Source organism: Stenotrophomonas sp. Steno-Z10-HUANG (assembly GCF_056393075.1).
Genome location: NZ_JBWJPA010000003.1, coordinates 199,717 through 212,899 on the forward strand (window position 1 = coordinate 199,717; position 13,183 = coordinate 212,899).

The 13,183-nt window shown below is 69.2% G+C and carries 14 protein-coding genes and 2 tRNA genes; 11 read left to right on the top strand and 5 right to left on the bottom strand.

The window, feature by feature from the left end; translation table 11 throughout:
- The first annotated feature begins 68 nt into the window (after positions 1-68).
- Complete coding sequence (fdxA, locus tag AC06E6_RS05995) at positions 69-392, top strand: ferredoxin FdxA (protein ID WP_161614083.1); 324 nt, start codon at positions 69-71, stop codon at positions 390-392.
- Between the two features lie 131 nt (positions 393-523).
- Here fdxA and AC06E6_RS06000 read toward each other — a convergent pair whose 3' ends face one another.
- Positions 524-1,033 carry a hypothetical protein gene (locus AC06E6_RS06000; RefSeq protein WP_161614082.1) on the bottom strand — a complete coding sequence of 170 codons (510 nt, stop codon included), beginning with the start codon at positions 1,031-1,033 and terminating at the stop codon, positions 524-526.
- A gap of 31 nt (positions 1,034-1,064) precedes the next feature.
- On the bottom strand, positions 1,065-1,958 hold the full coding sequence (gene dapA / locus AC06E6_RS06005; RefSeq protein ID WP_240211972.1) for a 4-hydroxy-tetrahydrodipicolinate synthase: 894 nt from the start codon (positions 1,956-1,958) through the stop codon (positions 1,065-1,067).
- A 63-nt stretch (positions 1,959-2,021) separates the two neighbouring features.
- Here dapA and AC06E6_RS06010 point away from each other — a divergent pair, with 63 nt between their 5' ends.
- The 10 genes from AC06E6_RS06010 to AC06E6_RS06055 all read left to right on the top strand — a co-directional run bounded on the left by AC06E6_RS06010 (position 2,022) and on the right by AC06E6_RS06055 (position 8,175).
- Positions 2,022-2,681 carry a glycine cleavage system transcriptional repressor gene (locus tag AC06E6_RS06010; RefSeq protein WP_380610844.1) on the top strand — a complete coding sequence of 220 codons (660 nt, stop codon included), beginning with the start codon at positions 2,022-2,024 and terminating at the stop codon, positions 2,679-2,681.
- Between the two features lie 78 nt (positions 2,682-2,759).
- Positions 2,760-3,239, top strand: a complete 480-nt coding sequence (locus AC06E6_RS06015; protein WP_240211971.1) for a peroxiredoxin — start codon at positions 2,760-2,762, stop codon at positions 3,237-3,239.
- Between the two features lie 81 nt (positions 3,240-3,320).
- Positions 3,321-4,721: a PhoH family protein gene (locus AC06E6_RS06020; RefSeq protein WP_240211970.1), complete on the top strand. Its 1,401-nt coding sequence runs from the start codon at positions 3,321-3,323 to the stop codon at positions 4,719-4,721.
- Between the two features lie 42 nt (positions 4,722-4,763).
- A complete protein-coding gene (locus AC06E6_RS06025; protein ID WP_158681870.1) occupies positions 4,764-5,000 on the top strand; it encodes a hypothetical protein in 237 nt (78 codons plus the stop codon).
- Positions 5,001-5,028: 28 nt separating this feature from the next.
- Positions 5,029-5,523 (top strand): hypothetical protein, encoded by a 495-nt coding sequence (locus tag AC06E6_RS06030; protein WP_427851842.1) that lies wholly within the window; start codon positions 5,029-5,031, stop codon positions 5,521-5,523.
- Between the two features lie 25 nt (positions 5,524-5,548).
- Positions 5,549-6,223, top strand: a complete 675-nt coding sequence (locus AC06E6_RS06035; protein ID WP_104940213.1) for a YoaK family protein — start codon at positions 5,549-5,551, stop codon at positions 6,221-6,223.
- Positions 6,224-6,258: 35 nt separating this feature from the next.
- Positions 6,259-7,068: a bifunctional hydroxymethylpyrimidine kinase/phosphomethylpyrimidine kinase gene (gene thiD, locus AC06E6_RS06040; RefSeq protein ID WP_240211969.1), complete on the top strand. Its 810-nt coding sequence runs from the start codon at positions 6,259-6,261 to the stop codon at positions 7,066-7,068.
- On the top strand, positions 7,065-7,907 hold the full coding sequence (locus AC06E6_RS06045; protein WP_240211968.1) for an alpha/beta hydrolase family protein: 843 nt from the start codon (positions 7,065-7,067) through the stop codon (positions 7,905-7,907). Before thiD ends, AC06E6_RS06045 begins: the two co-directional genes overlap by 4 nt.
- Before the next feature lie 62 nt (positions 7,908-7,969).
- Positions 7,970-8,046, top strand: a tRNA-Arg gene (locus AC06E6_RS06050).
- A gap of 52 nt (positions 8,047-8,098) precedes the next feature.
- Positions 8,099-8,175, top strand: a tRNA-Arg gene (locus AC06E6_RS06055).
- 255 nt (positions 8,176-8,430) lie between these two features.
- On the opposite strand, the gene gyrA is transcribed toward AC06E6_RS06055, so the two are convergent.
- The 3 genes from gyrA to AC06E6_RS06070 form a co-directional block, all read right to left on the bottom strand.
- Positions 8,431-11,127, bottom strand: coding sequence for a DNA gyrase subunit A (gyrA, locus tag AC06E6_RS06060; protein WP_240211967.1), 2,697 nt, complete (start codon positions 11,125-11,127; stop codon positions 8,431-8,433).
- Between the two features lie 234 nt (positions 11,128-11,361).
- Positions 11,362-12,426 (bottom strand): S-methyl-5-thioribose-1-phosphate isomerase, encoded by a 1,065-nt coding sequence (gene mtnA / locus AC06E6_RS06065; RefSeq protein ID WP_240211966.1) that lies wholly within the window; start codon positions 12,424-12,426, stop codon positions 11,362-11,364.
- Positions 12,427-12,448: 22 nt separating this feature from the next.
- Positions 12,449-13,144: a DUF3011 domain-containing protein gene (locus tag AC06E6_RS06070; RefSeq protein WP_240211965.1), complete on the bottom strand. Its 696-nt coding sequence runs from the start codon at positions 13,142-13,144 to the stop codon at positions 12,449-12,451.
- Positions 13,145-13,183: the final 39 nt, after the last annotated feature.

A 13,183-nucleotide genomic window follows, 5' to 3' on the forward strand; every position in this document is an offset into this window, starting at 1 on the left:
ATGAAAATGGTCCCGCCCAGCGACGGCATCCTGCTCTAGAATTGGCGCGTTCAACGCCGGACCCCGTCATGCCCTTTGTCGTCACCGAAAACTGCATCAAGTGCAAACACACCGATTGCGTCGAAGTCTGCCCCGTGGACTGCTTCCATGAAGGCCCCAACTTCCTGGTGATCGACCCGGACGAGTGCATCGACTGCACCCTGTGCGAGCCGGAATGCCCGGTCAACGCCATCTATCCGGAGGACGATGTGCCGGCGGGCCAGGAAGCCTTCGTCGCGCTGAACGCCGAGCTGGCCAAGGCCTGGCCGGTACTGACCGTGCGCAAGGACCCGCCGGCCGATGCCGCCGAGTGGGACGGCAAGCCGGACAAGCTCAAGCTGCTGGAACGCTGACCCGCCAGGCGGGACACGAAAAAAGGGCGCCGTCGGCGCCCTTTTCGTTTCCGCGAGCAGGCGCCGGCCAGGCCGGCGCAGCGCGCCCGTTGCCCATGGCGGCATGCCGCCATGGGCAACGGCAACCGTACTTACGGCGCCAGCTTGGCCTTCAGCGCACCGAGCAGCTTGATCGCCGCCGGATCGGTGGCCGGCAGGCCACGCGGATCGACCGCCGACACGTAGGCGCCGGCATCGACGCCGACCACGCGCACCAGGAAATTGCTGCCTTCATAGGCCACGTCGTACGAGCCCAGCAGCTGCGCGCGGCTGGCGATGGTCACGCCCTCGACCGTGGCCAGGGCGTCGCCGACCTTGCCGAACACCTCGTCGCGGCTGCCGCTGGCGGTGAAGCCGCCCTGCGCCGGCTGCGCCGCGGCGGGCTGCGCCGGACGCGCGGCCGATGCCAGCGCCGGCACCTGCGACGCGCCGGCGGTGTTGGGCAGGGTCAGGTCCGGCGGCACTTCGAGCGGACGCATTTCCGGCGCCAGCGCGTAGTCGCCGCGCGCGCCACGCTTGAAGCAGCCGGTCGCGGTGACGGTGGTGGCGATGGCCAGCAGGGCCAGCGAAAGTGCGCGGACGGCGGAACGGGAATGACGCATGGTGGATCTCCAGGTTCTGGCCACTGCAGGTTCAGTGGCTGGATAGTGCTTCCAGGGCGCCCACGTCGGCCGCCAGGTGGTCGGCGGCGGCGTGGTGCGGGGCGGACAGGGGCAACAGCGGCAGGCGCAGTCCATGGCCGATGCCCAGGCGCTGCAGCAATGCCTTGACCGGGATCGGGTTGGACTCGAGGGTGAAGAAATCGTGGTAGGGCTGCAAGCGCGCGTCCCAGGCTTCGGCGGCGGCATGGTTGCCGGCGCGCGCCAGGTCGCACAGGGTACGGAACGCCCCCGGCAGCACGTTGGAACCGACCGACACCAGGCCGTCGGCACCGGCCAGCAGCGCGCGCGCGGCGCTGGCATCGTCGCCGCCGAGGACGGCAAAGCCGTCGCCGCGCAGTTCCAGCAGCGCCTTCATGCGGGTCGGGTCGCTGACCGCTTCCTTGATGCCGACGATCCGCGGATGCGCCGCCAGCTGCGCCACGGTGTCGGGCAGCAGGTCGCAGCCGGTGCGGCCGGGCACGTTGTACAGCACCACCGGCAGCCCGCCCTGCTCGGCCACGGCCAGGTAATGCTGGCACAGGCCGTCCTGGGTCGGGCGCACATAGGGCGGGGTGACCACCAGCGCATGGGTGGCACCGTTGCGCGCGGCACGGCGGGTCGCCTCGATGGTGCGGGCGGTACCGGAATGGCCGGTCCCGGCAAGCACCGGCATGCGGCCACCGAGGACCTCCACGGCGGTGCGCAGCAGGGTGTCGTATTCGGCGTCGGACAGGGTGGCCGCCTCGCCGGTGGAGCCGGCCACCACCACGCCCTGCGCGCCCCCGGCTTCCTGCAGCGCCAGCAGCCGCCGCCAACCGGCGCCATCCAGTGCGCCGTCGGCAAGGAAAGGCGTCGCCAGGGCGGTGATGAGGCCGGAAATGGACAAGGGGAACGCCGTTCTTCGAGGGGGCTGGGAATCCCGCCTGGCGGCGGGTTCGTGACCGGGGGCATGTTACTTGCCGGTCGAAAGCACGGGCAAGTATGCTGGGTGCCAGCGAACGTGCCCGCGCCGGCGCCGTTCAGACTCACAGAGCACCCCGGAACCACCTTGACCAACAGCACCCCGCGGCCGCAGCCGACCGAAAACCACCTCCTGATCAACGCCTACACGACGCATCCGGAGTCCCCGCTGCTGTCCGTCACCCGCCGCATCGCCGACAGTGGCTGCAACCTGGTCGACGCGCGGCTGTCCACGGTGGGGCGCGATGTCTCGGTCACCACGCTGGCCACCGGCTCGTGGGACGCGGTGGCCAAGCTCGAGGCGATGCTGACCCGGCTGGAGCGCGAGGAAGGCCTGAAGCTGGTGTGGTACCGCACCGCCGCCAAGCAGGCGCAGTCCAACCTGCTGCCCTACATCGTGGAAGTGATCGCCGCGGACAAGCCCGGCATCCTGTTCCAGCTGGCCGACTTCTTCGACCGCCAGGGCATCACCATCGAGAACCTGCAGAGCACCCGCTACCAGGCCATGCAGACCGGCGCGGAGATGTTCTCGGCGCAGATCACCATCGGCGTGCCGGCCAACATGCACATCGCCGCGCTGCGCGACGATTTCCTCGAGTTCTGCGACCACCTCAACCTGGACGCGATCATGGACCCGATGAAGTTCTGAACATTCGCGCGTCCGTCACGGGCGTACGGCGTTTCATGTAGCTGCAATGGAAGTACCCCAGGCTCCGGAAAGGATCTGATGAACATCGGCGATACCCTGGACCGCACCACCCTCGAGCTGCCGCTGGCCTTGTCCGGCGGCGCCACTACCACCCTCGCCGCGCAGGCCGGCCACTGGCTGGTGCTGTACTTCTACCCGAAGGACAGTACCCCCGGCTGCACCACCGAAGGCTTGGAGTTCAACGCCCTGCTGCCGGCGTTCAAGCGCGCCGGCGCGCGGGTGTTCGGCGTCTCCCGCGACTCGGTGAAGTCGCACGACAACTTCTGCGCGAAGCAGGGCTTCGGGTTCCCGCTCATCAGCGATGGCGACGAGGCGCTGTGCAATGCCTTCGACGTGATCCGCATGAAGAACATGTACGGCAAGCAGGTGCGCGGCATCGAGCGCAGCACCTTCCTGGTCTCGCCCGACGGCACCCTGGTGCAGGAATGGCGCAAGGTCAAGGTCGCCGGCCATGCCCAGGCCGTGCTCGACGCCCTGAAGGCCGCCCGGTCCACGTGAGTCCCATCGCCCACCTCGTTCGCCGCGCCCCTGCCCCGCAGGTCGTGGCGGTTTTTCCCTGCCCGTAACCAGGAATCGACGATGACCCGAGGCAAGCGCATCTACGTGCTGGATACCAACGTGCTGATGCACGATCCGACCGCGCTGTTCAAATTCGAGGAGCACGACGTCTACCTGCCGATGCAGGTGATCGAGGAACTGGACAACGGCAAGAAGGGCACCTCCGAGGCCAGCCGCAACGCGCGCCAGGTCAGCCGCTTCCTCAACGAGCTGATCGAGGCCTCCGGCATCGGCGGCATCGCCAGAGGCGTGCCGCTGGTGCTGCCGCAGGGACTGCAGTTGCGCGGCGCGCGCAGCGCCGGCCACCTGTACTTCCAGACCAGCCATTTCGAGGCCGGCAAGAGCTTCGGCGCGGTGATCCCGGACAACGCGATCCTCGGCGCGATCCTGGCGCTGAAGGAACAGACCCCGGACGTGCCGGTGGTGTTCGTGTCCAAGGACATCAACCTGCGGATCAAGGCGGCCATCGCCGGGATCAACTCGGAGGATTACGAGAACGACCGCGCGCTGGACGACTTCAGCCTGCTGTACACCGGCGCCACCGCGCTGCCCGAGGATTTCTGGAAGAAGCACGCAAGCGACCTGCGCAGCTGGAGCGACAAGGGCCGCACCAGCTACGAGATCCGCGCCACTGACGACGAACAGTGGTTCCCCAACCAGTACGTCTACCTGCCGGGCGATGACGAGGTCGAACTCAAGGTCGCCCGGGTCGAGGCCGATGGCCGCATCACCCTGACCCTGGTCGATGACTTCCGCCACGGCGCGCATTCGGTGTGGGGCATCACCGCGCGCAACCGCGAGCAGAACTTCGCGCTCAACGCGCTGATGGACCCGGAGATCGACTTCGTCACCCTGCTCGGCACCGCCGGCACCGGCAAGACCCTGCTGGCGCTGGCCGCCGGCCTGGCGCAGACCATGGACACCCAGCGCTACCGCGAGATCATCATGACCCGCGCCACGGTCAGCGTCGGCGAGGACATCGGCTTCCTGCCCGGCACCGAGGAAGAGAAGATGACGCCATGGATGGGCGCGCTCACCGACAACCTGGAAGTGCTCACCCACAACCAGGAAGGCGGCGCCTGGGGCCGCGCGGCCACCAACGACCTGCTGGCCTCGCGCATCAAGATCCGTTCGCTGAACTTCATGCGCGGGCGCACTTTCCTGTCGCGCTACCTGATCCTGGACGAGGCGCAGAACCTCACCCCGAAGCAGATGAAGACGCTGATCACCCGCGCCGGCCCCGGCACCAAGATCGTCTGCCTGGGCAACGTCGAACAGATCGATACGCCCTACCTGACCGAGACCACCTCGGGCCTGACCTACGCCGTGGACCGCTTCAAGAACTGGCCGCACAGCGCGCACATCACCCTGCGCCGCGGCGAGCGCTCGCGGCTGGCCGATTACGCATCCGAAGTACTGTAACGTCGCCGACGCGATGCCCCGCCCTCCCGAGCGCCCATGCCCATGACCCATCCCGAACTGGAATGCTGCAAATGCCACGCTCCGATGCACCCCGGCTATCTGCTGGAGGAGGGTCATGCCAATGAACGCTCGATCACGGCCTGGGTGGAAGGCCAGCCGCAGAAGTCGTTCTGGATGGGCCTGAAGACGCCGCGCCAGAAACTGGCCACGCGCACCTATCGCTGCACCGGTTGTGGTTACCTTGAGAGCTACGCGCCCGCCCCTGCCACCACTGCCTGAAGTCCGCCACGCACTGCCCGGAGTCGCCGTGAAAGCCGCCCGTTCCCTGCTCCTGTTCGTCCCCGGCCTGCTCGCGCTGGCCGCCTGCACGCCGGCCAACGTGAAGCCCGGCGCCACCGTGCCGACAGCGATCAAGGCCGGGCAGTCGTGGGTGGTCACGCGCCCGCTCGTCGCCGCGCAGGTGCTCGACACCTGCTCGCGCGACAGTCCCGCCAGGCAGCCCGATGGCGTCAGCGGTTACTGGGCGCCCAGCCGCGCGCAGATCGACGCGCTGGAAAGCCGCCTGCAGCAGCTGCAGCCCACCATCGCCGAGCCGGCACGCTCCAACCGCCAGTACGTGGGCTTCATCGCGCGGGGCCGGCAGCTGATCTACATCAACGCCTTCACCCTGCCCGACCACGACAAGACCAACCCGGCGCGCGAGGCGGTGCGGGTCTGCGACGGCGGCGCGGCCTTCTGGGGGGCGGTGTACGACCCGCAGACCGGCAGCTTCTCCGAGATCGCCCGCAACGGCGGTTTCTGAGCGGGCCGGCGGTACCGTCAGCGCCATGGGCATACAGCTCCCCCGCTGGGTATGGATCGGCGCGATCGCGCTGTCCTGCGTGGCCGGCATGGTCAACGTGGTCGGCTTCCTCGGCTTCGAGCACCAGGCGGTCAGCCACCTCACCGGTACCACCAGCCAGCTCGGCATGGCCCTGGCGCAGCGCGACTGGCGCAGCGTGTCGCACCTGTGGGGCATGCTGATCGCCTTCTCGCTGGGCGCCATGCTCAGCGGGCTGATCGTGCAGGACGGCACCTTGCGGCTGGGCCGGCGCTACGGCGTGGTGCTGACCATCGAATCGCTGTTGCTGCTGGTGGCGATCCCGTTGTTCAAGCAACAGCAGATATGGGGCGCGCTGGCCGCGGCCATGGCCTGCGGCCTGCAGAACGCCATGGTCACCACTTTCAGCGGCGCGGTGGTGCGCACCACCCACCTCAGCGGCATGTTCACCGACCTGGGCATCGGCCTGGGCCATCTGCTGCGCGGGCTGCCGCTGCAGATGCGGCGGCTGACGCTGAGCGGGCTGATCATCAGCGGCTTCCTCGCCGGCGGCATCATCGGCGCCTGGCTGTTCCAGCGTTACGGGTACGACGCGCTGCTCGCGCCGGCGCTGCTGACCGGCTGCACCGGCGCCACCTACATCATCTACCGGCTGTCGCAGCACCTGTACCCCGCGCCCTGACGGCAGCAGCAGGCCAAACGCGGCACAATCGTGCCATGACGCCTTCCACTCCCGTTTCCGTCCTCACCATCGCCGGCTCCGATTCGGGTGGCGGCGCCGGCATCCAGGCCGACCTCAAGGCCTTCGCCGCGCACCGCGTGCATGGCCTGTCCGCGATCGCCGCGCTGACCGCACAGAACACCCGCGGCGTCGTCGCCGTGCACGTGCCGCCGCTGGAATTCCTGCAGGCCCAGCTCGACGCCTGCTTCGATGATTTCGACATCCACGGGGTCAAGCTCGGCATGCTCGCCAACGCCGATGTCATCCACCTGGTCGCCGACGTGCTGGAAACGCGCCGGCCGCCGCAGGTGGTGCTGGACCCGGTGATGGTCGCCACCAGCGGCGCGCGCCTGCTGGAAGCCAGCGCGCTGCGCGCGCTGCGCGAGCGCCTGCTGCCGCTGGCCACGCTGCTCACGCCGAATGCGCCCGAGGCCGAACTGCTGCTCGGTCGCCGCATCGGCAACGCCGGCGAGGCCGAGGACGCCGCCGCCGCGCTGCTCGGGCTCGGCGCCGGGGCGGTGCTGCTCAAGGGCGGGCACCTGGATGAAGGCCCGCGGGTGATCGACCGCTACTTCGATGGCGTCACCGGCGAGGAGTTCAGCCACGCCCGGCTGCCGGTAAATGCGCACGGCACCGGCTGCACCCTCGCGGCGGCCATCGCCGCGCAGCTGTGCCGCGGGCTGTCGCTGCCCAATGCCTGCGGGGCCGCCATCGACTACGTGGCCCGCGGGCTGCGCAACGGCTACCACCCCGGGCGCGGCGAGGTCATGGTGCTGGATCACTTCGGCGCCGCCGGGCCGGCATGAGCGCGCATACCGTCATCGACGTCGCCGCGGCCGACGGACACCGCTTCCAGCTGCTCGCCCAGGTACCCGCGCAGCCGCGGGCGGCGGTGCTGTGGCTGCCCGCCCTGGGCGTGGCCGCCCGCCACTATCTGGCGCTGGCCGAGGCCCTGGGCGCACGCGACGTCGCCGTATTCGTGCACGAATGGCGCGGCAACGGCAGCAGCAGCCTGCGCGCCGGCAGGCGCGACGACTGGGGCTATCGCGAGCTGCTGCTGCACGACCTCCCCGCCGCCGAGGCAGCGGTCCGCTCGGCGCTGCCCGGGCTCGCGCTGCGGCTGGGCGGGCACAGCCTCGGCGGACAACTGGCGTGCTGCCATGCCGGCCTGCACCCGGAGGCGTTCACCGCGCTCTGGCTGGTCGCCAGTGGCACCCCGTGGTGGCCGGGTTTCCCGGCGCCGCGGCGCTGGCTGCTGCCGTCGGCCTACCGTTTCCTGCCCTGGCTGGCGCACCGGCGCGGGGCGCTGCCCGGGCGCCAGCTCGGCTTCGGCGGCAACGAGGCACGCGGCCTGATCCAGGACTGGGCCCGGGTGGGCCTCAGCGGCCGTTACGCCGCGGCGGGGCTGGCGGTCGACCTGGAGGCGGCGATGCGCGCGCTCGCGCTGCCGGTGAACGCGCTGCTGTTCGAGGCCGATTGGCTGGCCCCGGCCGGATCCATGCGCCACCTGCTGTCCAAGCTGCCGGCCGCGCCGGCGACGCTGCGGATCCTGTCCGGCAGCGAGCTGGGCACCCGCGCGGACCATTTCAGCTGGATGAAATCACCGGCCATCGTCGCCGATGCGCTGGCATCGGCAGCGTTATAGGAAAATTTCACAAAAGCGTTGACGCCTGCGCGTCATATCCGCATAATTCCGCTCCTGACGACGCGCCCGTAGCTCAGTTGGATAGAGTACCTGGCTACGAACCAGGCGGTCGGGAGTTCGAATCTCTCCGGGCGCGCCAGTTTGGAACACTGCACATACAGTGCTCCCCGTCAGAACAATAAAGGTAAAACGCGCCCGTAGCTCAGTTGGATAGAGTACCTGGCTACGAACCAGGCGGTCGGGAGTTCGAATCTCTCCGGGCGCGCCATTACACCGAACAGCAGGCATTGCCTGCTGTTTTTTTTTGCGCTCCGGAAAAGCCGCGAGCGCGACGGGCCCGCTGCCGCACCAGCCTTCAACACACCGCACGCGATGCCTCAAGACAGGTCCAGCGCAGCGGCCACGGCCACCGTACCGGCAGGCCTGCCTGGCGAACGCCGCGCGACAACCCGCTTGGACGGACGGGCGGCAAAAAAAACGCCGGCTTGCGCCGGCGCTTTCATGCAACGCGGACGGTGGCTTTTCAGCCCTCCGATACCGGCACGCCCTGCTCCGCCCCGTCGGACACCGGATCCTCGTCGGCGTCGTCGCCCGACTGCAGCGACGCATCCAGGCGTTCGACCGCCTGCAGCTTCTCGCCCTTGGACAGGCGGATCAGGGTCACGCCCTGGGTGTTGCGGCCCACGCGCGAGATTTCCGAACCGCGGGTGCGCACCAGGGTGCCACCATCGGAGATCAGCAGCACCTCGTCGCCCGTGCCCAGCAGCACCGCGCTGACCAGCCTGCCGTTGCGCTCGCTGGTCTGGATGCCGATCACGCCCTGCGTGCCACGCCCCTTGCGCGGGTAGTCGGCCAGCGGCGTGCGCTTGCCGTAACCGTTCTCGGTGGCGGTGAGGATGTACTGCACGCCGGCATCGTCGGCCGACTCGATGATCTCGCCGCCCTCGGCCGCGATCTCCTCGACGCCGTTGTCGTCCTCGTTCTCGTCCTCGGCGCCGCCGGCGCTTTCGGCCACGATCAGGCTGACCACTTCCTCGCCCTTGGCCATCTTGATGCCGCGCACGCCGGTGGCGGTACGGCCCATCGAACGCACCCGGTCCTCGCCGAAGCGCACGGTCTTGCCGTTGGAGGCGAACAGCAGGATGTCGCGCCCGCCATCGGTCAGGCCGACGCCGACCAGCGCATCGCCCTCGTCCAGGTTGATGGCGATCTTGCCGCGCGCCAGGCGGAACGCGAATTCGCTCAGCGGGGTCTTCTTGACCGTGCCGTTGCGGGTGGCGAAGAACACGAAGTGGTTGTCGTCGTACTCGCGCACCGGCAGCACCGCCTGCACGCGCTCGCCGTTCTCCAGCGCGATCCAGTTGATGATCGGGCGGCCACGCGCGTTGGAGCCGGCCTCCGGCAGCTGGTACACCGGCAACCAGAACACCTTGCCGGAACTGGTGAATGTCAGCAGCGTGTCATGGGTGTTGACCAGCCACAGCTGTTCGATCGAATCCTCGTCCTTGGTCGCCGCCGCGCTGCGGCCGCGGCCGCCGCGCTTCTGCGCACGGTAGGCCGACACCGGCTGGCGCTTGACGTAGCCGGCGCGCGACAGCGTCACCACCACGTCCTCCGGCGCGATCAGGTCGAGGATGTCCAGGTCTTCCTCGCTGTGGCGGATCTCGGTGCGGCGCTCGTCGCCGTACTCGGCGCGCACGCTCTCCAGCTCCTCACGGATCACCTGCAGCAGGCGATCGGGATTTTCCAGGATGTGGATCAGCCCGGCGATCACGTCCAGCAGCTGCCTGTATTCCTCGGTGAGCTTGTCCTGCTCCAGGCCGGTGAGGCGGTGCAGGCGCATTTCCAGGATCTGGGTGGCCTGCACGTCGGACAACTGGTAGTGGCCGTCGACCAGGCCAATGCCCCTGGGCAGGTCTTCCGGACGCGAGGCCTCGGCGCCGGCGGCACCCAGCAGCGCGCCGACCAGGCCCGGCTCCCACACCTTGGCGAGCATGCGCTCCTTGGCCTCGGCGGGGTTGGACGAGGTCTTGATCAGCTCGATCATCTCGTCGATGTTGGCCAGCGCGACGGTCAGGCCTTCCAGCACGTGCGCGCGGGCGCGCGCCTTGCGCAGTTCGAAGATGGTGCGGCGGGTGACCACCTCGCGGCGGTGGCGGACGAACGCCTCCAGCATCTCCTTGAGGTTCAGCAGCTTCGGGCGGCCGTCGACCAGCGCCACCATGTTGATGCCGAACACCGACTCCATCTGGGTCTGCTGGTACAGGTTGTTCAGCACCACCTCGGCCGATTCGCCGCGCTTGACCTCGATGTAGATGCGCATGCCGTCCTTGTCGGACTCGTCGCGCAGCTCGCTGATGCCCTCGAGCTTCTTTTCCTTGACCAGCTCGGCGATCTTCTCGATCAGCCGCGCCTTGTTCACCTGGTAGGGAATCTCGGTGACGATGATCGACTCGCGGCCGTTGTCGGCCACTTCGATGTCGGCCCTGGCGCGGATGCGCACGCGGCCACGGCCGGTGCGGTAGCCGGCGATGATGCCGGCGGTACCGTTGATGATGCCGGCGGTCGGGAAATCAGGCCCCGGGATGTACTCCATCAGCCCGTCCACGTCGATCGACGGGTTGTCGATCAGCGCGATGCAGGCGTTGATGGATTCGGTGAGGTTGTGCGGCGGGATGTTGGTGGCCATGCCCACCGCGATGCCGGCCGAGCCATTGACCAGCAGGTTCGGGAAGCGCGTCGGCAGGACCGTCGGCTCCAGTTCCTTCTCGTCGTAGTTGGGCTGGAAATCGACGGTTTCCTTGTCGATGTCGGCCAGCATCTCGTGGCTGATCCGCGACAGGCGCGATTCGGTGTAACGCATCGCCGCCGGGCTGTCGCCGTCGACCGAGCCGAAGTTGCCCTGGCCGTCGATCTGCATGTAGCGCAGCGAGAACGGCTGCGCCATGCGCACCAGCGTATCGTAGACCGCGCTGTCGCCGTGCGGGTGGTACTTGCCGATGACGTCACCGACGATGCGCGCCGACTTGTAGTACGGCTTGTTGGCGTGCGCGCCAAGCTCCTGCATCGCGTAGAGGACGCGGCGATGGACCGGCTTGAGGCCATCGCGGGCGTCGGGGAGCGCGCGGCCCACGATCACGCTCATGGCGTAATCGAGGTAGCTCTTGCGCATCTCGTCTTCCAGGTTGACCTGGATGATTTCCTTGGCGGTTTCTGCCATTCGGATTCCGTATTCTGGTAGCGGTCCGGAGCAGCGCCGACGGCCCTTGTGGGCGGTCCCGGCACAAGCCCGATTCAAGTGGCCGAGTTTACCACACGGCGCCGTCTGCCGCCTCGGGCGGCAGCACTTTTAACGGAATAAATCAGGGACTTAGCTGCTGCGCGGCAGCGTCAGCAGCGGTTTTACCGCACCGCCGCCGGCAGCCCGCCGCCGGCGCCCGCGCCAGCCCCGGGGTCAGCCGCCGAACGCCGCGCGCATGGCCGCGCTGTCGGGGTCCAGGATCACGCCCTTCTCGGTCACGATGGCGTCGATCAGGCTGCCCGGGGTCACGTCGAACACCGGGTTCCAGGCCTGGATGCCCTCGGCCACGGTGCGCACGCCGCCGACCCCGAACAGTTCGCCCGGGTCGCGCTGCTCGATCTCGATCGCATCGCCATGGGCGGTGCCCATGTCCACGGTCGAGGACGGCGCCACCACCATGAACTTGACCCCGTGGTGGCGCGCGGCGATGGCCAGCTGGTAGGTGCCGATCTTGTTGGCGGTGTCGCCGTTGGCGCAGATGCGGTCGGCGCCGACCACCACCCACTGCACCGCGCCGGTCTTCATCAGGTGCGACGCCGCCGAGTCGGCGACCAGGGTGGCATCGATGCCGTCCTGCTGCAGCTCCCACACCGTCAGGCGCGCGCCCTGCAGCCACGGCCGGGTCTCGCCGGCGAACACCCGGGCGATGCGCCCCTGGGCCACGCCCGCGCGGATCACGCCCAACGCGGTGCCGAAGCCGGCGGTGGCCAGCGAGCCGGTGTTGCAGTGGGTCAGCACGCCGCTGCCGGGCGCGATCAGGGCCGCCCCGCGCTCGCCCATGTGCCGGTTGGCGGCCAGGTCCTCGTCGGCGATCGCCTGCGCCTCCAGCGCCAGCACCTGCCGCCAGTCGCTGCCGGCCGCGGCCAGTGCGCGGCGCATGCGCGCCAGCGCCCACGCCAGGTTGACCGCGGTCGGGCGCGCGGCATTGAGCCGCGCCATCGCCGGTTCCAGCGCCTGCAGCGCGGCGGCGCCATCGCCGGCATCGACCTCGCGCGCGGCCAGCACCACGCCCCAGGCCGCGGCGATGCCGATCGCCGGCGCGCCACGCACGGTGAGCGCATGGATGGCGGCGGCGACCGCATCACTGTCGCCGCACAGCACGTGCTCGACGACGAACGGCAGTCTGCGCTGGTCCAGCAGCTCCAAGGCGTCGCCGGTCCAGCGGATCGGGCGGATGTGGTCGTAACGGGCGTAGTCGATGGCGTGGTTGTCGTTCATCGCGCCATTGTACGGGCCGCCGTCAATCGGCGGAAAACTCGGCGCGGCAGCCCTTGTCCACCCAGATGCCGGCGCGGTCCCAGCCCCAGCTGCGTCCTTCCTCGCAGGCCGCGTTGGACAACTGCCTGACCAGCGTGACCTTGCGCTCCACGCTTACTCCGCACTCGCGGCGCATCTCGCTCTTCGACTCGCAGATGACCTGGCGCGGGACGTCGACGAATCCGGAGCCATCCTCGGCACCGACCTCGAACTGCCCCTCGCAGCCACGGCTCACCCAGATCTCGTTGCGCCCGTATCCCCAGGTACGCCCTTCCCTGCAGGGCAGCAGCGACTGCTGGCGGATCAGGCGTACCGGCGCGCCACGCAGCAGCACCGGGCAGGTCACGGTGCGGCCCTTGGATTCACAGCGGACCATGCGCCGCACCAGGCGTTGCCCGGGCGCCGGTTGTTCGGGCGCGAACTCGGCGCGGCAGCCGCGGCTGACCCAGATCCCGCGCTCGTCCACGCCCCAGCTGGTCTCGCGGATGCAGCTCTGGGTGGACAGCTGGCGCACCAGCTGCACGCCACGCGAGACATCCATCGCGCAGCGCTGGCGCACGCCATCTTCCGATTCGCAACGCACCACCTGCGCCGGCGCTGGCGCCGTGTCGTCGGGCCCCGCCATGGCTGGCATCGGCAACAGCCACAGTGCTGGCAACAGGCCGCACACACCCTTCATCAGACCTTCCCGCGCTGCAATCGGATGGACTCCGCCGGC